Raw genomic sequence first — 19,281 nt, 5'->3', positions numbered from 1 at the left:
AAAATGGAAGCTAAAAACCTCAAAAAATCCAATGCTTTTTGCACTAATTTTCCCAACCGACTACTAAACGAATGACCTAATATACATGTTAAGATTTAAATAAGAACTAATATATTAGTTCTCAATTTAGGTCCATTGGTTTATTAACAATCTACCACCAGAAAATATGGACATTTAATAATGGAGGTGAATATAGCATATGGGAAAGTTAAACTTCTTGCTTGCTGAAGACTACATTAAACCAAAAATCTATTTTCAATCAAAACAACAAAACATCTTTGATGCATCATACTCTTCGTCTGATCGAAGTCAATTTGAAGGATTAGAACATTTAACCCAATTGTTACGTTCATCAACAGGTTTTATAGTTAACGCTTTCCAAGTTGATTACTATCAAACTTTACCACGACTCATAGCTAAAACATTGAAAGAAAACAAAATGTACAAGCGCGTTTATGTTTTAGGTCCTGAACTATCTCTTTCCATTCTAAAGCGCAGTTCTAAAACCGTCTATGAGAAACATTTCCAAGAATTCGGATATATAAATATAGAACAAGCATATGATAGTGTTCTTAAACAGTGTTTAGCACTATTAAAAGAAGGTCATATCTTATATGTTCTTCCTGAAGCCTCTATTTGTTGGAATCCAGAACCACTTACACAATTTAAAAATAGATTTACTCCTTTGTGCAGCACCTTACTTAGTCAAGAAGCAAACGTTCCGATTTTGTCATCAAGCACAAAAGAAAATAATGACAAATTTATTTTACACGAACCAAACATGCCTCAACAGTACATTGGTGACTTAGAAACTCGCATTGAACAACAATCTGATGCGATTTATTCATTGCTAGAATCACCATTTTCTGAGTAAAATCATACTAGGAATCGCAGCTTACAAAATACACCACCCTACATTGGAGGTATTATCATGAAAAAATTAACTGGAATTTTCTTTATTGCCACAGCACTCTTTTTACTCGGAACTTCTTTCAAACCATTAGCAGACGATTTTCCACGTCTAACTAAACTTGAGGCTCCTATTCAAAAATTTGCAGATGATTTCCCACGCCTTACGAAAATCGAAGAGCCTATCAAAACATTCGCTGATGATTTCCCACGCCTTACTTGATCTACACAAGAGACGCCCTTGCGCGTCTCTTTTTTATTTCCGAATCTCTGGAAATAAACTTTTAGAAAAAAAGTAAAACAATTTACATATTAACCTCCATTTTTTTCTTGTTTCCTTATATAATAACGGAGACATGATGACAATTTCATTTCACAGCTATTTCATATGAACGACGAACAAAGGAGCGGATCTCGATTGAACCGAACGAAATCATCTTGGAACTTGAAACTGTTGCTTAGCTCTTCCCTTGTCATTGGTGGCATGGCCATCGCCCCATTCGACTTGACGCCGACCGGTTTCGAATCGAGCCGTGTCGAAGCTGCCTCGACCTACACGACGACAGCTAACTTGAACCTTCGTTTGAGTGCCGCCACTTGGAGTCCGATTCTTCTAACGATTCCATCCGGGGCGTCCGTCAAATATGTCAGCACGTACGGGTCTTGGTACAAAGTCAGTTACGGCGGAAAGACCGGCTACGTCGCTTCGCAGTACGTAAAAGTATCGAGCGCGTCGACAATCACACCGAGTTCAGCCTCGTACTACAAAACGACAGTCAATTTGAACATGCGATTGACGGCAGCCTCATGGAGCACGGTCTTGATGACCATCCCGAACGGTGCCACTGTCAAGTACGTCAGCCGCTACGGCTCTTGGTATAAGGTCAGCTACAATGGGAAAACGGGCTATGTGGCTTCCCAGTACTTATCAGCCACAGGAGCCCCGACCACGACGACATCGACAACCTCTTACCAAACGACGGTCAACTTGAACATGCGTTTGACGGCTGCCTCGTGGAGCAAGGTATTGATGACCATCCCGAACGGCTCGACCGTCAAGTATGTCAGCAAGTACGGCTCTTGGTATAAGGTCAGTTACGGTGGGAAGACGGGCTACGTCGCTTCACAGTATTTGAAACCAACCACGACGACGACACCGACGACGTCCACGGGTACGGGACGTACGATTGTGATCGATGCCGGACACGGTGGAAACGACCCTGGAGCTGTCTACGGCTCATCTTACGAAAAAGTGATTGCGTTCGACATTGCCGCACGTCTCGCGAGTACGCTCTCGAATACATATGGCTATAACGCACGGATGACACGCACGAACGATGTCTACTTGTCGCTCGCACAACGCGTCGAATTGACGAAGTCGTATAAAGGCAGCGCCTTTGTCAGCATTCACAACAACTCTTCGACGAATACGTCTTACCACGGTCATGAAGTACTCGTGCCGACCGGAGAAAGCTATACGACGAACCCATACATCTCGGCTAGCCGGAGTCTAGGAGCGGCCATCAACCGTGAACTCGGTGCCCGTATCCCGACAATCCGTAACCGTGGCGTGAAGTATCAAAACGTTTACGTCGTCGGAAAGAACAGCGTCCCTTCGACACTCGTCGAATACGGGTTCATCAGCAACGCGAACGACCGCTCGCATTTGACGAGCACCACTTACCGGCAACGGATGGCAGACGCCACCGCTTCTGGGATTCATCAATTCATGAGCACTTATAAATAAGCAAGAGACCTGACCGCATATGCGATCAGGTCTCTTTTTCTGTAGTCGTACAACGCCAAATCTTATGCGGTGCGCCAGTTCCCCAGTAATGGTCAAGCGTCAACGTCGGCGGCCCGATCCGCTTTTCCCAATAGGCTTGAGACGTCGGGAAGCCAGCATCCAAGTAAAACGCCGTCTGTCCGTTCGCTGACAATTGTCGTTTGATGTTCTCAATCAAGAAGTGACCTACCCCTTGACGTTGGGACGTAGGCGACACGTACATGCAACCGACTTCTGGCATGTTCGGTTCGACGTCGATATGGGCAGTAATGATGTCATTGGGAGGTAAAATCGCCGCTGTGCCCACGATGACGCCGTCTTTTACGACAACGAAAATTTGAACGGACTCGTCCTCGAAACTGTCCTGAACGGTCGTGTTCAATCGCTCTACTTCTTCATCCAATAGATCGGCATCCTCAAACTGTTCTCGCCGAATCAAGTCACTCAGACTCTCCATGAACAGTCGTTGGAGCGGTTTGACGTCTTCGCGGTCAAGCGGGCGAAAGTTCAATGTCTCCACTTCCCTCTAGTCCTGAATTGTACGTGCTAGTCTTTACCCGCGTCCCGATGGGGGATAACGTTCGCTTGATGCGATCCTTCGACCGCTTCGAGTTGCTCGAGGTGATCATAACCGAGATGGCCGTGTGTCTGCCAGACGAGGATGATCGCGGTCGTAAGGAGTAACAGCGTCAAGTGAAGAAATCCAATCGGGAACGCGCCCGGCTCAATTAACGGAACGAGCGTGAACGAGACGTTGAACATCGTGTGCAATAAGAACACAGACCATAAGTTCATCGTCGTGACGTTATAGAGCCACGAAATGATAAACGTGAACGCCAGAATTGCCGAGCCATACGCCCAAAACGGGATCAATGACTGCCCCGTCCCCTCCATGAAGAAGAGCGGAATATGCCAGCCCGCCCAGATGACGCCGACGAACAGGCTCGCCTTGACGGGCGTGACTTTCAGTTGAAACGCATCGAGCAAATATCCGCGCCACCCGTACTCTTCTTGGATTGTTCCTCCAAGAAACAACATGTAGAGGAAATAGGGAACAACGAGCCATGGACGTTCCAGTAACGACGCGCCATCGGCATCGGACCACCAATAGGCAATCAAAAACAACACAGGCAGGAACAAGAGCCCGAACGCGTAATAGCGAACGGACATCTTCCACTCGAACCCTCGCTTCCAAAGCGTCTTCACTCCTAACCAGCCATTCTCTCGGAACGCCATATAGCTCCCTGCCAGACTTGGACCAAACGCCCCAATCACGATAATCACCTGGATCGGTAATCCGGTCCACATATACAGCCCCCACCACGTCAGCCATGAGAACCCGAACGCGATGAGGAGAAATAAGGTGACTTCTTTCTTTGTCGGAATCACTCGTCTCCCCTCCTTCTATCCGTAGTTTACCCGCTTTCCGTACGACTTCCCTATTTCACGCAAAAAATATTTTCATTATAAAAAGCAAAATGATAGATGGACTTTTGTTTTCCAAGGTATAATGAAAATTACAACAAAATTACATTCATAGTGAGGTATATATGGAACCAGTCGTTGAACACTCGATGAGTCACAACCTGTTTCTTGTGATTCTATCCTATCTGATTGCCGCCGTTTCCGCTTACGCCGCCATCGAACTGGCGCGACGTGTCAATTCAGCGAACCGTTCCGTCCAAAACGTCTGGATTGTCGCTGGTGGCGCGACGCTCGGTCTCGGTATTTGGTCGATGCACTTTATCGCCATGTTGGCCCATGAGGTATTGCGACCGGTCACGTATTCGATCCCGCTCGTCCTATTTTCCGTCATCATCGCCATGGTCGGCTGTATTTTCGGCTTCTTGATCGTCTCGCGTCGCACGACCCGCCCTGCTTTGATCGGTGCCGGGGTTGTGATGGGCGGCAGTATCGCGAGCATGCATTATGTCGGCATGGCCGCCTTGCAAGGTGTAGTGACTTCGTATAATCCATGGCTTGCGGCGTTATCGATTCTGATTGCGATTGGCGCCTCGCTCGTCGCCCTCTGGATTGGTTTCTTCTCGAAGTACGCCAAGCAAAAGATCGATCTCGAATTGAAAGTATTCTTCTCGTTGCTGATGGGCATCGCCATCTTCGGCATGCACTTCGTCGGGATGCTAGCCGCTTCGTTCACGTTCATCGAGACGGATCGTCCGTTCGCCAATGCGATCGAGCCATCGTTACTCGCATGGCTCGTCACGGCGATCACGATTCTCTTGTTCGCGATTTTCTTCCTGTCGCTCACGCTCGATCGTCACCTTCGTAAACGAGAGTTCATTCAAGCGACGATTCTTGAGTCGACGACGGATGCCATCGTCACGACGACGAAAGATGGAATGATCCAATATGCGAACATGGCGTTCTATCGCTTGTTTGACGAAATCGAAGAAGATGCTTTTTTCCAAGACTATCATCCGTCGCTCACGATCAATCAACCGTTTTATGAACCACGGCGCATTGACATCGATGACCGAACGATCGAAGTGACGAGTTACCCACTCAAAGGCGAAACGATGGACCAGATGCTTTGGTTCCTCCGTGACGTCTCAGAAACGATCGCCTCACAGCGTCTCGTCGAACATATGGCGTATCACGACACGCTCACGGATTTGCCGAACCGGCACAAGCTCGAACGTATTCTCGCCGAACATATTCAAATCGAGGACCCGGTCGCTTGTCTCTACATCGACATCGATCGTTGGCGGTTCTTGAGCGACATGCTTGGACATCACGGCTCGGACGAACTGACGATGCAAATCGCTGAGCGTCTGCAAGTGACCATTCACCCGGATGACATTTTGACGCGCGTCGGTTCATCCGAATTCATCATCTTGTTGTTCGACAAGCGGAGCACGCTCGCCAAACAGAAAGCCGAGAAGTGTATCAAGGCGATTTCGCAACCGTTCGATATCGACGGGACGACCGTCGAACTGACGATGAGCGCCGGCATCAGTCATTATCCGAAAGATACGAAGTCGGCCGAGGAGCTCGTGCAATACGCACGCCTCGCCGTCCACGAGTCGAAACGGACCGGTAAGAATCAAATTAAAGAATTCGAAGACGAGTCGAAGCATCAAATCCTTCGAACCGTCGAAATCGAAAAGGCGCTCGCGCAGGCGCTCGACCGAAATGAGTTTTCACTCGTGTACCAGCCGAAAGTGTCACTTACGCAAAATCGACTCGAAGGCGTTGAGGCGCTCCTGCGTTGGAACAACCGCGAGCTCGGTCACGTGTCACCGACAGACTTCATTCCAATCGCGGAGAACACCGGCCTGATTCACTCAATCGGCAGTTGGGTCATGCGTGAATCATGCCGAGCCTGGGTCCATTGGAAGAAGTCGGGCGTGAAACCATTCACGCTTTCGGTCAACGTCTCCCCGCTCCAGTTCGCGCGTGAGGATTTTGTCGAGTCGCTCCAGGCCATCTTGGATGAGACCGGGATGGACCCGATGTTCCTCGAGCTCGAGGTGACGGAGTCGTCGATGCTGTCATATGAAGAATCGACGCGAGAGAAACTCACCCAGCTCCATCAGTTCGGGATTTTAATCTCACTCGACGATTTCGGGACGGGCTACTCGTCGTTCCGTCAATTGCGTGAGCTACCGGTCCAAGTATTGAAAATCGACCGGTCGTTCATCGTCAACTTGTTCACCGATCGGAACCAGGAAGCCATCGTTCGCTCGATGATTCAACTCGGTCATAACTTGGGCATGAAAGTGCTCATGGAAGGCGTCGAGACGTCGGATCAACTCGAATGGTTGCTGAACGAACAGTGTGATTACGTTCAAGGTTATTACTTCAGTCGTCCCCTTCGTGAGAAGGACGTCGTGAAGCACGTCAAATCGGTCACCACTTATATTGAGTTCGGTAAGACCCGAGCTTGAGGAGACTGCAGCCCCTGCGCTGCAGTCTTTTTATATGCCAAAAATCTCCCATGCCACTCGGGCACAGGAGATTCGATTTACGAGACTTGCGCTTTTTCTTGTTCGCGAATCAAGTGATATTGTTCGAGGATCAACTTCGTCAGCGTATCGTCCTCATGCAATTGAAGATATTTTTCCACCGTCGAGACGATGCCGTCTTCTTCGATGGACACATAAAGTTCAGAAGATTCTGAATCCTCAGGGTTGTAATAGGTCAAGGCAGCCGCGATTCCGTAGGCCAGTTCATTCGGTTCGATGCCGTTGTCGATCAGTTCGCGGGCCGGTTTGACGAGCCGGTCACTCGGTCCGAGCTTGCGGATCGGTGAGCGGGCGACACGTGAGACTTCATCTTTCAACTTCGGATTCTCGAATCGTTTGATGATCTTTTGAATGTATTGGCTATGTTCTTTCGCCTCTCGTGTTTCCAGCCGCCTTTTTCTTGGCGCTCGCGCTCTTGTTCAGCTTCCCGTTCTTTAAAGAATGGTGGGATGACCCGTCGCTTCGCCCGAAAGCGTATCGCTTTGCGGGACGTGTTGCCGGCGGCGTCTTGTCATTCCAGCTCTTCGCCTGGCTCCTATTCGGTCAAGGCGAGTGGATCGGAAGTATGTTCTTGATCCCGTTCCTCATTTGTCTCTACTTCGTCATCCGCACGTTCAAATGAAAAAGGGGGAAGCGACTAAGCGTTCCCCCTTTTTTAAGAGATGTCGAGATCGAGTAAGACTCCATAGTGATCACTCGGCAGCATGTCGGTGATTGAATCGGACGTCTTCCCAAACACGTCCACGCTCGAGATGAGCGGGACGTTTCCTTCGTCGTGACGCAATAACATCCAATCATAACGCGACGGTCGTTTCAGCAAGGCATCCTGTTTCAAATACGGATTGTGTCTATAATCCAACGTCGGCTCATCCCCTCCACGATGACATGTGGCGACATCAATCCAACGATGTGCGGTCAAATCACGATAAATCTCCGACTGCGGATTGTCATTGAAGTCACCACATAGCAGCTCGTAACGTTCTCCCTCACCAATCCACTCGCGGACGGCCCGCACTTGCGTTTCCCGAATGTCCGGCGACCGCCAATTCAAATGGACGTTCGTCAATCCGAACGCGTGACCTCCTGCTTGAAACGTCACCCGCATCGCACAGTAGTTCGCTTCTTCTACCTCGTGGTGCCAAATCGCATCATTCGTATCGAGCGGAATATTACTTAAGACAGCGAGCCCTTCATCGGGTGAGTCCGGATAGGCGAGAAATACGCAAAACGGATAGCCCGTTTCGTTGGCGATTTGCTCGGCCACACTGATGCCTTGCTCCCCTTCCACATACGTTTTGACTTCTTGAAACGCCAGCACATCGGCGTCAATCGCCTTCACCGTCGCATAGATCGATGCAATCCGCTCGGACCAACATGTCGGATTGTTCCAGAGGTTGAACGTCGCAATCCTCATGTACTGGCTCCACTTTGTTGCAAATCTGTCAGCACGAATTGTTCGCTTTCTTGAAGCTGTTGAATCATTTCGCTCAACTCACCGACCGTGTTGTCTAAATAGTAACGGTCCGGTGCACCCGAGCTTAGAAACTCGTTCCGCAATATGATGACCCGCTCGCCCATCTGCGCATCGCTCGGCCGGTGTTGATCACGTTGGACGTGAACGTCTTGCTCCGCCCATAAGATGACGTAGCTCACTTCAATACCTTGTTCAATCCAGTGCGCCGTGTAGCGCTTCACGTCTTGCCAAAATGCGACCCAGTCGACGACGACATCATATCCCGCTTCAAGAAAATTATCGGTTAAAGATACGATGTTCTTCCATACCAGGTCGTTCGCCCGCTCCGATTCCCATGGCCTTTCACGACCGGACACCGTCATATGACTGATGTCGTCACCAGACACATATGCACTCTTCTCCATGTCTTGAGCGAGCCGTCTCGCCGTCGTCGACTTTCCGACGCCAGCCGGTCCCGAGATAATCCATACCTTCCGCTTCATCAATTGTTCCCCCTTCAACAGGTAAAAGGAAGCGCCTAGGCGCTCCCCCACTTTTGCTCTTCTCGTAATTCGGCTTCCGTGACGTAGTGATCGTCGAGCTGAGCCATGTGACGCTCGTACAGACGATGCTCAAGAATAGCGAGCCCGTATGCTCCTAGCCCAATCAAAGCGAACGTTTGGAGTGAAATCCAATCCGTGAACAATGCATAAACCCACACTAGGAAGAATGGTAGCGTCACGAGCCCGAAGATGGAGTTAAGATGGATGAGGCGCTTTGCTGCATCCGACTTCAAAAACTGCTTTTTGATGTTCTCGCGTTGCCACATCTTACAAAAATCAGGAAGACCCGCTGCGACACTGAGAAATATGACTGTCATTGGTGAGAGCCAATTATACTCTAATGAGAAAAATAGAAGCGCGGCCAACACCGCTGACAAAAACACTTGCGTGGAATGCTTTCTCTGATCGAACGCCGTCAATTCACGCATTTGGCTACGCTTATCCATGCTCTCGCTCCTGCTCCATCTCACGGGCTTCCCGAATCAACTTTAAATCCTCTCCCGTCAAATAATGACCGTCATGCTTTTGGATGATACGGTCGAGCCATCTGCCGAAAAAGGCAGCTCCCCAGAAAAAGGCTTGCGACAACAAGAACGCCTGGAACGTCTGCGGTTGTGGCGTCTCATAAAACACGACGATCCCGTAGTATCCGATCGCGCTAAACCCAATCAAATAAACCGTGTACCGCAGCGTGAGCAGCTTTCGTGCTTTTTCGTTTTTCACGAACCGGAGCCACATGAGGAATCGAGTCGTTTCAATGCTAATCAACATAGCGAAAATCGCTACTAAGAACACTAGAAAAAACGAATCGGGCATCTCCCAGTACGATGCGTAAACGAGCATCCCAACGATTGCAGAAACAGCCAGGATGCCAAAACCCCAACCGGTCCACTTTTCAAATCGAAGAATCGTATCAATTTGTTGTTTCGATTGTGGTGACAGTTCCATTCAACTCATCCTTTCGATTACTTCATCATATGTCGGTATATCGGGATCATACTGTTTCAATTGACGCGCAATGATGCGGGAACGATATTTTTCAGTCAAACCCCAAATCCCAAATAGAAATCCAATTCCAAATCCAAGCGACTCCGTTGTGAGTAAGGTCGTCATGAACGTACCCATCAGTATTGCGCTAATCCACGTGTCCGCGTATTCGACTTGCAACCACCGTAAGCTTTTCGGATGCGTCGAGAAGTGCCGAAGGAGGCGGTATTGTGTATGCCCCATGAAAATCAGAAACAGCGCCACGGACCACATTAAAGGAATCAACAACATCTTTTCGAATAGAAGGGCCACAATCATAGATAGGATATAGAGGACTAGTACTGGTACACCGATTCGTCGGATTCGCTTCACCCATCGGACTTCTTGTTGAATCTGATTCTCCATCCGCTCACCCCCTCAGTTGTTCATATGTAGGACGCCACACATCCTCTTCTTTCATCCGCTTCTCGATTCGCATCGTCAGCCATCCGGCCACGCCCACAATCAGAACTCCACCGATATATGCTGTATTCGACTCTAGCAGCTTCCCCCCATTGATGGCGATAAAAAAGGCGACCGTATTCAGGCAGTCACTTCCGATTTGTCGGCGATAGAGATGCGACAATTGCGGATTCAACGTCCGCCGCATCCGGTAACGCTTGACGTACATCACATTGATGGGGACGAGCATAAGCCCCGTATAAACGATGCCCCAATCCAAACTGTCCGTCCATATCGTGGCGGGGATCACGATGACGAGAAACACGCCTAAAATCCCAAAAATCAGTTGGTGGAATGCGCGAAACCAGGCGCGCTCCGCCTCTACTCGACGATTCTTCATTTCACTTCCTCCAACTCGAGGGCGCGTAAGATTGGGTCATATTCTTGTAGTGTCCGGTTCAAACGGCGCGACACAATCTCGGCCATGATTCCCCAGATGACGACAGCGAACGCCCAATAGAGGTTGTCTCGACTAAAGATCAATAGCCCACCGACCATGATGACAAGCACACTCGTATTTACGAGGTCGTATCCTAATTGCCAGCGGAGCATCTTTTTGGCGACAGGATTGACCAGAAACGACCGTCTCATCCGATATTTCGCCACGTCCGAGACGAGCAGGGCGATTCCGACGAGACCGAGCGGGACAGTCATCCACGTCGCCCGTCCAATGAACATGAAAACGAACGCCAGAATGACGACCGTTAATAAGACGTACCCGATGCGTGTATGCCGTTGCTTCCATTCTCGTTCCCGTTCCATTCGAACTGATTGTGCCATATCCATCTCCTCCTCAACTCTTCTCCTTTTCTATACGAAACCCTTTCAAATTCGTTTCGCCATTTTCAAGGATTCTCTTCACAATCGTTCGACGTTTTTCAACAAATGCCGAAGGATTGTCGTCCATCAATCTATAATTTCTAATATACTGATAGCGTATTCATACCTACAAATTTTGTTGCGAAAGGTGCAGAAAGTCATGGGTCCAAAGTATAAGCAAGTCGCTGAACAGATTGAGACGGATATTATGAATCACGTCTATCAACATACGAACAAGCTCCTCACCGAGGAAGAATACGCCACGAAATACGGCGTCAGTCGCAACACGATCCGAAAAGCGATCGAGATTCTCGTCAATAAAGGCTACGTCTATCAAGTCCAAGGGAGCGGCGTCTTCGTCCGTGACCATTATATGAGCGATTACGTGAACCTCGAGAAGTTGCAAGGTCTCACGAGCGACTTCAGTGGACGGAAAGTCGAGACGCGCGTCCTTGATTTCGAATTGACGACAGCGAACGATGAAGTGGCCGAACGGATGAAGTGCAACGTCGGGACGCCCGTCTACTACGTCAAACGTCTCCGGCTCGTCGATGACCATCCGTTCTCGGTCGAGGATTCGTATTTCCGGAAAGACCTTGTCGTCTATCTCGACCGGAACATCACCGAGAAGTCGATTTACAACTACTTCCGCAACGACCAAAAACTCGCCATTGGTTTCGCCGATCGTGTCATTTACGCCGACTTTTTGAACGCAGAAGATGCCAAACTACTCGGGTTGAACGAAAACGATCCGGCCCTCCTCGTTGACAACACCGTCTATTTGACGAACGGTCAAATCTTCGACGTATCGCGCTCGACACATCATTTCCGTCATGTGAAGATGCTCAAAGTCTCAAACATCAAGTCCTAAACGCGCTCGAGAGATTGTTCTCGTGTGCGTTTTTTTATGTTCGCATTTCGGGCAAAAGAAAGGGTTTACATGTAAGCGGCATCGTTCACTATCATCTTTTTATAATTTGTAACTATGAATTTTGGTTATCCATACAAAAAGGAGAGATACTATGGTTTCTGAAACAATTGAAATTACTCCCAAAGATATCTTCGGTTTAATCGCCCTTTCAGGCGACGCGAAAGCAAGCTACCATCATGCGATGCTGTTGATGCAAGAAGGCAAAGCAGAAGAAGCGGCTGAAGCGGTCAAAGCTGGTGACGCGACATTAAAAGAAGCACACGCCATCCAGACGAAATTCGTCACACTCGAGGCACAAGGGAAAACGGCTACGGTCGGAGTCCTCATGGTGCACGCGCAAGACCACTTAATGAACACAATCCTCGTAAAAGAGATGCTCGGCTATATGATGAACATGCAAAACGAAATCAACCAATTGAAAGGAATGGATCAAAAATGATGAAAATCGGACTCTTCTGTGCAGCAGGTATGTCAACAAGTATGTTAGTCGAAAAGATGAAAGCGGTTGCCGAGCATACGTTCACAGAAGTCGTCTATGACGTGCTTCAAGCACCACTTCAAAACTTGACAGACACACTTGCCGGAGTCGTCATCATCGTGGTGCTCATGTCAGTCATGTGGTGGTGTGGAATTCACGGTGCTGCCATCCTCATGGGGATTAAGGGACCACTCCTTACAGCTAACACGCTTCAAAACCAAGCACTCCTCGATGCGGGTGAAACACTCCTTGCCGGTGAGAACGCGAAAATCGTTACAATCCAGTTCCTCGACGTGTTCACGAAGCTCGGTGGATCAGGCATCACAATCGGGTTCATTATCGCAACACTCATCGTCGCCCGCTCGGCTCACTTGAAGCAACTCGGTAAGCTCTCGCTTGCACCAAGTCTCTTCAACATCAACGAGCCGGTCATCTTCGGGATGCCGATTGTGTTCAACCCGATCATGTTCGTACCGTTCGTCATCGTTCCTGCCATCGCATCGTTCATGGTGTACTTCTCAATCCTTTGGGGCTGGGTCGACCCGTTCAACTCGCTTCAAGTGCCATGGACGACACCACCAGTAATCTCCGGTTTCTTAATCGGCGGATGGCGTGCAGCGCTCTTGCAGATTGCAACGATTGCCATGGCCGTAGCCGTCTACCTCCCGTTCGTCCGCATGCAAGACCGCGTGTCGTACGGTGAAGAGTTGAAAGCACAAGAAGACGCAGACAAAGCGTCAGCCTAAGTAAAAAACGACAGCCCTTCTCATCACAGAGAAGGGCTGTTATATTTAGGAAAATGAGTATGAGAGTTGGTACATAGATGAAACGAAATTATACGGTCACGTTCTGCTTATTGATGAGCGCCTCGTTCCTTGCCGGCATCGCTCTAGAGTCTGTCGTCCCGTTCGTACTAGGAGTCGTCTTTCTATTCGCAGCTGGCGTTCAAGCCAGGAAAGAAATCATTCATTAACAAGCAGCCAGCCTATTCGTAGCGCTGGCTGCTTTCGATTACAGATCTCGAATCGGATATGCGTCGGCGATTGCCTGTAACCCTTCCAAAAAACGCGTCACATTGCTCACAGACGTCTCAAAGGTGAACGCAAGCTCCTCAGATTCCCCTTCAAGCGGATGTTCGACATATCCCTTTACCGTGACCTCATCCCCATCCGTGTCCCTCCTCGTCATCGTCAAGCGGATATACGGTTCTGTCGGTTCGAACTCGACTTCTTGCATGTCACCGGCAACGAACGACTCGAACACCGGTATGTAGTGAGCCACGAGCAGGCTGTCGAGCATGACGTCATCGAATGTGATGCGATGGTCCGGCGTATGAAGCCCGACCCAGTTGCGATGCCAGGCCGCGTCATGGATGTTGTCGGCGTCCGGATAGGCATAGGCGTAGCTTTCAATCGTTACATCACATGACTCATCTAGTGACATCAGTTTGGCGATGGGCATCGTTATCCGTCCTTCCTGAGCGAATAACCGTCAATCTCCTGTAGACGCATCCGTTTCTGATCGACGGCCGCATGGATGATAACCGTCACGCCTGGATTGAGTTCCATCATCTTCTTGATTTTCGTCAAGTCGTCGCCTTTGATCTCGACCGGCAAGACGAACTCGCCTTCCTTCAAGTGAATGAACTTGATTTTTCCTTTGTCGTCATAGCCTGTCACTTCGTACGTCGCATATTCACGTTTCATCAACATCTCCCCTTCTTCCGAATCAATCTCCACACCGAGATCACAAATTTCCCGTTCCCGTTCAATCCGTTTGTCCCGTTCCATCAGTCCTCTCACGCCTAAAAAAGAAGAGAACAACACAATAAAGATCATGAGGACATTCGAATAGACAAACCCATAGAGCAAACCGTACATGAACCAGCACAGCAACGACATCATCATAAGCGTGGTCGTCTTACCCTGTTCCCGCTCTTGATCCGTTCTATGGTGTGACGCCATCATCCGTCCTCCTCTCCATACTTCATACGTTCCCCGCTTGAATCGGTTCCACACAAAAAATCCACCCCTGTAGCGGCAGGGATGGATCCAGCTTACGCCTCGACGCTATCCGCGTGTTTGGCTTTCTGGTCCGCGATGACGCCTGCGTACCATTTCGCGCTGTCTTTCAAGACGCTGTGAAGACCCCATGTCGGGAGGACGTAAGAGAAGACTTGTGTCTCCACTTCTTTGCCGTCTTCTTTCACTTTGATCGGCTTCGACATCCCTTCGACCATTCTGGAGCGAGTGCCGTGTATTGTTTCTCACGAAGCTCCTTCGTGTAGTCCATGTAGTTGATCTTGTCTTCTGTCAAGACGAGTTCGTTCTTGTCGTTTACCCATGCTTCTGGGTTCGCGCCTTGTGAGAACCAACGAATCGCGCCTTCGTCTGGGAACATTTTGTAGCCTTTTTGCTTCATCTTCTCTGCAACTTCGAAGACGCCGTCCATCGAGCTCATCATGTTGCCGATTTCAGCCGGATCGTCCGTACCGAGCACTTCTTTCGCTAAGCTACGTTTGTAGTAGAAGCCACCTGGTGTCGTTTGCCAAGAAAGCGCGCGCACGTTGCCATCTTTATCTTTCCCGAGGTCGAAGACCTAAGGGATGTAATCGTCTGAGATATCGTCGACGTTATAAGGCTCGTCTGAAAGGTTTTCCCAGTATCCTGCGTCAACCCATTGCTTGAGGAACGCGATTTCTCCTGTGAAGACGTCCGGTGCCCCAACGCCGCTTTCAAGTGCCGGCTTAAGTTTTGTCGGATAGTTCGCGATTGGAACGATTGTCAATTCAACCTTAACGCCGTTCTTCTCTTCGTATGTTTTGATTGGCTCTTTAAGCTCGTCCCTGAACGACCAAACTTTAAGTACGTCGTCTTTGCCGCCTGTCGCTTCTGAAGATCCTTCGTCGTTTGAGCACGCCCCTAAGACGCCGACTGATAGTGCTCCGATCGAGAGTAAGCTGACTAATTTTTTCGCATGTGTGAACCCATCCTTTTAAGTGTTTTAGAAAGCGTTTACAATAAGAGGTAATAATTTGTCGAAAGCGCTTTCGAAAATATTGAAATAAAATATCGAAAGCGGTTTCGATTCGAGGTAAATGATTTTCGAAATCGCTCTCTCCTCTCCATTCCGCTGAAGCGAATAGAGCGACTTCGAAAGATCATCGTGACTTGTTTACTTTTTGACCGGTGCGCAAGACGCACGTTCAATCAACCGAACTGGGATGACACGACGTTCCGTGCGTCGTTCTTTGGCCGTCATCTGTTCAATCAACAGCTCGGCCGCCGCTTCCCCGATTTCGTCCGTATCTTGACGAATCGTTGTCAGCTTCGGTGTGATGTATTTGATCATCTCGATGTCGTCATAGCCGATAATCGAAATGTCTTCTGGCACCCGGAGGCCATGTTCATGAACGGCTTCGATCGCGCCGATGGCCATTTGGTCACCTGCGACGAAGACGGCAGTCGGCGGAGATGGGAGTTGCAATAGCTGCTCCATCGCTTGTTTGCCTTCTTCGACCGAGAAGAACCCGGCGTTGACCAAGTAACCTGGTTGAATCGGTAAGTCGAGTGCGTGCATCGCAAGCTCATACCCTTTCACCCGGGCCGCACCGGCGTCAATCGACGAATCTCCGGCGATATGCGCGATATGGCGATGTCCTAACTCGTACAAGTAGTTCACAGCCATGCGGGCACCTTCCGTGTTGTCCGAAAAGACGACGCTACAGTTGGCGCTGTCCATATCGACCACGACGATCGGGATATCGCTTTGCATGAGCTCTTGCACTTGTTCATCCATTCGGTCCGAACAAATAACGACGATACCGTCGACTGCTCGATGTTTGAAATGTTCGAGGTAACTCATGTCGCGGTTGCGGAGGTTACGCGAGGCGAAGATTAAATCATATCCGTGTTCCTCGGTCGCGTGACGGAAACTTTCAATGATGCCGTTAAAAAATGGATGTTTCATTCCGACTTCGTTCGCTTCTGAGAACATGACTCCGATCGCCCACGATTTTTTCGTTGATAACGACTGGGCGTGTGCGTTCGGCAGATAGTCCATCTCAGCCGCTGCTTGTAATATTTTGGCTCTCGTCTTTTCGCTGACGTCCTTATAGTTGTTCAACGCTTTGGAGACCGTCGTAATCGAAAAGCCGGTTTTTTTAGCTAAATCATAAATCGTGCCCATGTCATTCTCCTCTTCCCGAAAGCGCTTTCGGTAATTTGATTGTAGGGCATGAATTTGTAGGAATCAATTCTTTTTCGTGGAATATTTTGAGATTTATTTTCGTACCGTGTTTCTTCTATATTAAGGGATAAAATCATTTTTTGTCGTTAGTGTGTCCGCGTGTATAACCAAACGAGATTCGTGAACTTTTGAACTTCCGTCTCTCCCGTCTCACCTTTGAACAAACGTTGGAACGGTTTCAGCAACTGTTCAAGGACGATTTTCCGGAGCCGGTCTTGATGGAGCTCGTACGTGATTGCTTCGAATAAATCGGCTTGTTCCTCGGTCATCTTCACGTGCTCATGGATGCGCGCCGCCATCCCAATCAACTCATCTTTCGTGACGAGGTTCTTATCCGTCGTCCCCCGCATTTGATCGACAGTGACCGGGTTCAAGATATGTTCTCCGGTGTCGACCATACGCGCCGCCATCAACTCGACGTAGGCGTACAAATTACGAATCAATCGCTGAATCGAGTAGGCCGTGTTCGTGATGCGGAGTGTGAACAGGATATGTTGCAACATCCCGTTGAAGAGCACTGTCAACTCGACCGAATACGGGCGAATCTCTTCCCCGATAATTTCCGTCAGACGCATGGCGAGCCATTCGATCTCATAGACGCGGTGTTGTAGGACGAGCTTTTTTAATTCAGGTTCATTCGCTGACATAATCGACTCGAACAAGGCGTGGAGGTTCCGCTCCTCGTTCAATTGAATGAGAATCGAAATCTGCTCGATAAAGACGTCCTTGTCGCGCTTGTCACGTCCCATCTGCATCTCAATCCGGCGCTGTCCAGCGTCATAGCGCAAGTTCTCGAGAATGTTGGCGACACAGTCCGTCTTCGAGGCGAAGTAGTTATAGAACGTGCCTTTTGAGATGTTGGCCCGTTCGATGATTTCTTGGACCGACGTCTGCTGCACTCCGTTCTCAATGAACAAAGCCATGGCGACGTCAGCAACTTTTCGTTTCTTATCCTTCATATACTGATTGCTCCGTTCTGTCTGGTTTCTGCCTTAAGTATACCATTTTGAACCGACAGTACAAAACAGTTGATTTATTTGTACGGCGGGTATAAAATCACTACATCGACACTTACTAGTATATAACTATTCAGAACATAAAGGAGCAACTCGTATGAAACCAGAATTCCAAAAGAAACCGCCGTATCTCATGCTCGCGGTCCTCTTTGTCGGGGCGTTCATCGCCTTCCTCAACAACTCTTTATTGAACGTCGCGCTCCCATCGATCATGGTCGATTTGGAGATTGCTGACTACTCGACCGTCCAATGGCTCGCGACAGGATTTATGCTCGTCACAGGCGTGCTCGTCCCAGCATCGGCCTACTTGATCACCCGGTTCTCGAACCGTGGTCTCTTCATCACGTCGATGGCGATTTTCGCTCTCGGGACGGCCATCGCCGCTTTCTCTCCGAACTTCGGTGCCTTACTCGCCGGTCGGATGATTCAAGCGGTCGGGGCGTCGACGATGGGACCGCTCTTGATGAACGTCATGCTCGTCAGTTTCCCGCGTGAAAAACGCGGAACGGCGATGGGGATTTTCGGTCTCGTCATGATTTCAGCACCAGCAATCGGTCCGACACTCTCGGGCTACATCGTCGAATACTACGACTGGCGCGTCTTGTTCGAGATGATTCTCCCGCTCGCCATCATCGGCCTCGGTCTTGCCATTTGGAAAGCCGAGAACGTCATGGTCCAAAATAAAGAGCAATCGCTCGATTACTTGTCACTCGTCTTATCGACGCTCGGGTTCGGTGGCGTCTTGTACGGTGTCAGCTCAGCGAGTTCAGATGGCTGGGATAACCCAATCGTCTTGACGACGATGATTGTCGGGTTCGTCGCATTGATTGCCTTCGTCATCCGTCAGCTCAACATGGAGAAGCCGCTGCTCGACCTTCGGGCGTACAAATACCCGATGTTCGCGCTCGCCTCAATCATCGCGATCGTCAACGCCGTCGCCATGTTCTCCGGAATGATTTTGACACCGGCCTACGTACAGAGTGTCCGTGGCATCTCGCCGCTCGACTCTGGGCTCATGTTGTTACCGGGTGCGATCATTATGGGGATCATGTCACCGATCACCGGCAAGCTGTTTGATAAATTCGGACCGAAGTTGCTCTCTATCACGGGTCTCACGATTACGGCCATCTCGACGTATATGCTCGCCCACGTCCAACTCGATTCGACGTACACGTACATCGTCACGACGTACACGCTCCGCATGTTCGGGATGTCGATGGTGATGATGCCGATCATGACCAATGGTCTCAACCAGCTACCGACGAGCCTCAACCCGCACGGAACGGCCATCAACAACACGGCCCAACAAGTATCCGGTGCAATCGGGACGGCAGTCCTCGTGACGATCATGAACTCGGTGACGAAAACAGAAGCCGAGTCGCTCATGACCGGCGTCGACCCAGCGACACTCACCGAGAGTGCGATGGGCGCGTTGACACAACAAGCGCTTCTGTCAGGCATCCAGTATTCGTTCTACGTGGCACTTGGAATGAACCTACTTGCGCTTGTACTGGCATTTTTCGTAAAACGGGTCGATGTACGCAAGCTCGACTTCAAGGAAGAAAAATCAGAACTCAAAAAAGCAAATTAATGAATACAATAAG

27 protein-coding genes are annotated in these 19,281 nt (G+C 49.4%); 10 read left to right on the top strand and 17 right to left on the bottom strand.

All coding sequences use genetic code 11. The features are described from left to right. Nucleotides 1-199 precede the first annotated feature (199 nt). The 3 genes from KNP64_RS13250 (at nucleotide 200) to KNP64_RS13240 (ending at nucleotide 2,656) form a co-directional block, all read left to right on the top strand. On the top strand, nucleotides 200-874 hold the full coding sequence (locus KNP64_RS13250) for a hypothetical protein (RefSeq protein ID WP_214709517.1): 675 nt from the start codon (nucleotides 200-202) through the stop codon (nucleotides 872-874). A gap of 57 nt (nucleotides 875-931) precedes the next feature. Then, on the top strand, nucleotides 932-1,132 hold the full coding sequence (locus KNP64_RS13245) for a hypothetical protein (protein ID WP_214709515.1): 201 nt from the start codon (nucleotides 932-934) through the stop codon (nucleotides 1,130-1,132). A 195-nt stretch (nucleotides 1,133-1,327) separates the two neighbouring features. Further along, nucleotides 1,328-2,656 (top strand): N-acetylmuramoyl-L-alanine amidase family protein, encoded by a 1,329-nt coding sequence (locus tag KNP64_RS13240; RefSeq protein ID WP_214793831.1) that lies wholly within the window; start codon nucleotides 1,328-1,330, stop codon nucleotides 2,654-2,656. 25 nt (nucleotides 2,657-2,681) lie between these two features. On the opposite strand, the gene KNP64_RS13235 is transcribed toward KNP64_RS13240, so the two are convergent. Together KNP64_RS13235 and KNP64_RS13230 are read right to left on the bottom strand one after the other, a co-directional pair. After that, nucleotides 2,682-3,206 (bottom strand): GNAT family N-acetyltransferase, encoded by a 525-nt coding sequence (locus KNP64_RS13235; protein ID WP_214793833.1) that lies wholly within the window; start codon nucleotides 3,204-3,206, stop codon nucleotides 2,682-2,684. 35 nt (nucleotides 3,207-3,241) lie between these two features. Then, the gene (locus KNP64_RS13230) at nucleotides 3,242-4,084 is read right to left on the bottom strand and encodes a CPBP family intramembrane glutamic endopeptidase (RefSeq protein ID WP_214793836.1); all 843 of its coding nucleotides are present in this window, start codon (nucleotides 4,082-4,084) and stop codon (nucleotides 3,242-3,244) included. A gap of 161 nt (nucleotides 4,085-4,245) precedes the next feature. On the opposite strand from KNP64_RS13230, the gene KNP64_RS13225 reads away from it, so the two are divergent. After that, on the top strand, nucleotides 4,246-6,603 hold the full coding sequence (locus KNP64_RS13225) for a bifunctional diguanylate cyclase/phosphodiesterase (protein ID WP_251126456.1): 2,358 nt from the start codon (nucleotides 4,246-4,248) through the stop codon (nucleotides 6,601-6,603). 77 nt (nucleotides 6,604-6,680) lie between these two features. On the opposite strand, the gene KNP64_RS13220 is transcribed toward KNP64_RS13225, so the two are convergent. Continuing rightward, complete coding sequence (locus KNP64_RS13220; RefSeq protein WP_353047354.1) at nucleotides 6,681-7,022, bottom strand: mannitol dehydrogenase family protein; 342 nt, start codon at nucleotides 7,020-7,022, stop codon at nucleotides 6,681-6,683. A gap of 38 nt (nucleotides 7,023-7,060) precedes the next feature. Between KNP64_RS13220 and KNP64_RS13215 the strand changes: the two genes are divergently transcribed. Continuing rightward, complete coding sequence (locus tag KNP64_RS13215) at nucleotides 7,061-7,303, top strand: hypothetical protein (RefSeq protein ID WP_214709507.1); 243 nt, start codon at nucleotides 7,061-7,063, stop codon at nucleotides 7,301-7,303. 33 nt (nucleotides 7,304-7,336) lie between these two features. On the opposite strand, the gene KNP64_RS13210 is transcribed toward KNP64_RS13215, so the two are convergent. Genes KNP64_RS13210 through KNP64_RS13180 form a run of 7 tightly spaced genes read right to left on the bottom strand, consistent with a single transcriptional unit; the run spans nucleotide 7,337 to nucleotide 10,965 of the window. Beyond that, nucleotides 7,337-8,095 (bottom strand): endonuclease/exonuclease/phosphatase family protein, encoded by a 759-nt coding sequence (locus tag KNP64_RS13210; RefSeq protein ID WP_214793838.1) that lies wholly within the window; start codon nucleotides 8,093-8,095, stop codon nucleotides 7,337-7,339. Further along, on the bottom strand, nucleotides 8,092-8,637 hold the full coding sequence (locus KNP64_RS13205; protein ID WP_214793840.1) for an AAA family ATPase: 546 nt from the start codon (nucleotides 8,635-8,637) through the stop codon (nucleotides 8,092-8,094). The genes KNP64_RS13210 and KNP64_RS13205 overlap by 4 nt, the downstream gene beginning before the upstream one ends. Nucleotides 8,638-8,672: 35 nt before the next feature. Beyond that, entirely contained in the window at nucleotides 8,673-9,143 is a 471-nt protein-coding gene (locus KNP64_RS13200; RefSeq protein ID WP_214793842.1) for a hypothetical protein, read from the bottom strand. After that, the gene (locus KNP64_RS13195) at nucleotides 9,136-9,645 is read right to left on the bottom strand and encodes a hypothetical protein (protein ID WP_214720137.1); all 510 of its coding nucleotides are present in this window, start codon (nucleotides 9,643-9,645) and stop codon (nucleotides 9,136-9,138) included. Before KNP64_RS13195 ends, KNP64_RS13200 begins: the two co-directional genes overlap by 8 nt. Then, nucleotides 9,646-10,089 carry a hypothetical protein gene (locus KNP64_RS13190; RefSeq protein ID WP_131472859.1) on the bottom strand — a complete coding sequence of 148 codons (444 nt, stop codon included), beginning with the start codon at nucleotides 10,087-10,089 and terminating at the stop codon, nucleotides 9,646-9,648. 4 nt (nucleotides 10,090-10,093) lie between these two features. Next, complete coding sequence (locus KNP64_RS13185) at nucleotides 10,094-10,525, bottom strand: hypothetical protein (protein WP_214793844.1); 432 nt, start codon at nucleotides 10,523-10,525, stop codon at nucleotides 10,094-10,096. Beyond that, nucleotides 10,522-10,965, bottom strand: coding sequence for a hypothetical protein (locus tag KNP64_RS13180; RefSeq protein ID WP_214793846.1), 444 nt, complete (start codon nucleotides 10,963-10,965; stop codon nucleotides 10,522-10,524). The genes KNP64_RS13185 and KNP64_RS13180 overlap by 4 nt, the downstream gene beginning before the upstream one ends. Nucleotides 10,966-11,164: 199 nt before the next feature. On the opposite strand from KNP64_RS13180, the gene KNP64_RS13175 reads away from it, so the two are divergent. The 4 genes from KNP64_RS13175 (at nucleotide 11,165) to KNP64_RS13160 (ending at nucleotide 13,386) form a co-directional block, all read left to right on the top strand. Beyond that, a complete protein-coding gene (locus KNP64_RS13175) occupies nucleotides 11,165-11,875 on the top strand; it encodes a GntR family transcriptional regulator (RefSeq protein WP_214789043.1) in 711 nt (236 codons plus the stop codon). Between the two features lie 151 nt (nucleotides 11,876-12,026). After that, nucleotides 12,027-12,374 (top strand): PTS lactose/cellobiose transporter subunit IIA, encoded by a 348-nt coding sequence (locus KNP64_RS13170; protein ID WP_214709491.1) that lies wholly within the window; start codon nucleotides 12,027-12,029, stop codon nucleotides 12,372-12,374. After that, on the top strand, nucleotides 12,371-13,159 hold the full coding sequence (locus tag KNP64_RS13165) for a PTS transporter subunit EIIC (RefSeq protein WP_214789040.1): 789 nt from the start codon (nucleotides 12,371-12,373) through the stop codon (nucleotides 13,157-13,159). Before KNP64_RS13170 ends, KNP64_RS13165 begins: the two co-directional genes overlap by 4 nt. A gap of 77 nt (nucleotides 13,160-13,236) precedes the next feature. Then, the gene (locus KNP64_RS13160) at nucleotides 13,237-13,386 is read left to right on the top strand and encodes a hypothetical protein (RefSeq protein ID WP_158570788.1); all 150 of its coding nucleotides are present in this window, start codon (nucleotides 13,237-13,239) and stop codon (nucleotides 13,384-13,386) included. 38 nt (nucleotides 13,387-13,424) lie between these two features. Here the strand turns inward: KNP64_RS13160 and KNP64_RS13155 are convergent, their stop codons facing one another. The 7 genes from KNP64_RS13155 to KNP64_RS13135 all read right to left on the bottom strand — a co-directional run bounded on the left by KNP64_RS13155 (nucleotide 13,425) and on the right by KNP64_RS13135 (nucleotide 17,620). Then, nucleotides 13,425-13,874 carry a WapI family immunity protein gene (locus tag KNP64_RS13155; RefSeq protein WP_214793848.1) on the bottom strand — a complete coding sequence of 150 codons (450 nt, stop codon included), beginning with the start codon at nucleotides 13,872-13,874 and terminating at the stop codon, nucleotides 13,425-13,427. A 2-nt stretch (nucleotides 13,875-13,876) separates the two neighbouring features. Further along, nucleotides 13,877-14,377 (bottom strand): hypothetical protein, encoded by a 501-nt coding sequence (locus KNP64_RS13150; RefSeq protein ID WP_131472855.1) that lies wholly within the window; start codon nucleotides 14,375-14,377, stop codon nucleotides 13,877-13,879. A gap of 92 nt (nucleotides 14,378-14,469) precedes the next feature. Next, nucleotides 14,470-14,640, bottom strand: a complete 171-nt coding sequence (locus tag KNP64_RS14885) for a hypothetical protein (protein WP_251126455.1) — start codon at nucleotides 14,638-14,640, stop codon at nucleotides 14,470-14,472. Continuing rightward, nucleotides 14,619-14,978, bottom strand: coding sequence for a hypothetical protein (locus KNP64_RS14880; protein ID WP_251126454.1), 360 nt, complete (start codon nucleotides 14,976-14,978; stop codon nucleotides 14,619-14,621). The genes KNP64_RS14885 and KNP64_RS14880 overlap by 22 nt, the downstream gene beginning before the upstream one ends. Before the next feature lie 33 nt (nucleotides 14,979-15,011). Beyond that, nucleotides 15,012-15,239 carry an extracellular solute-binding protein gene (locus KNP64_RS14875; protein WP_371815595.1) on the bottom strand — a complete coding sequence of 76 codons (228 nt, stop codon included), beginning with the start codon at nucleotides 15,237-15,239 and terminating at the stop codon, nucleotides 15,012-15,014. Between the two features lie 348 nt (nucleotides 15,240-15,587). Continuing rightward, a complete protein-coding gene (locus KNP64_RS13140) occupies nucleotides 15,588-16,601 on the bottom strand; it encodes a LacI family DNA-binding transcriptional regulator (RefSeq protein ID WP_214793850.1) in 1,014 nt (337 codons plus the stop codon). Nucleotides 16,602-16,747: 146 nt separating this feature from the next. Beyond that, nucleotides 16,748-17,620, bottom strand: coding sequence for a TetR/AcrR family transcriptional regulator (locus tag KNP64_RS13135; RefSeq protein WP_131472853.1), 873 nt, complete (start codon nucleotides 17,618-17,620; stop codon nucleotides 16,748-16,750). A 154-nt stretch (nucleotides 17,621-17,774) separates the two neighbouring features. On the opposite strand from KNP64_RS13135, the gene KNP64_RS13130 reads away from it, so the two are divergent. Beyond that, nucleotides 17,775-19,268, top strand: coding sequence for an MDR family MFS transporter (locus KNP64_RS13130; protein WP_214793853.1), 1,494 nt, complete (start codon nucleotides 17,775-17,777; stop codon nucleotides 19,266-19,268). The last annotated feature ends 13 nt before the right edge of the window (nucleotides 19,269-19,281 follow it).

This window comes from Exiguobacterium sp. s64 (genome assembly GCF_018618035.1).
Lineage (GTDB): Bacteria > Bacillota > Bacilli > Exiguobacteriales > Exiguobacteriaceae > Exiguobacterium > Exiguobacterium mexicanum_A.
This window is presented reverse-complemented; position numbering and strand designations above follow the sequence as displayed.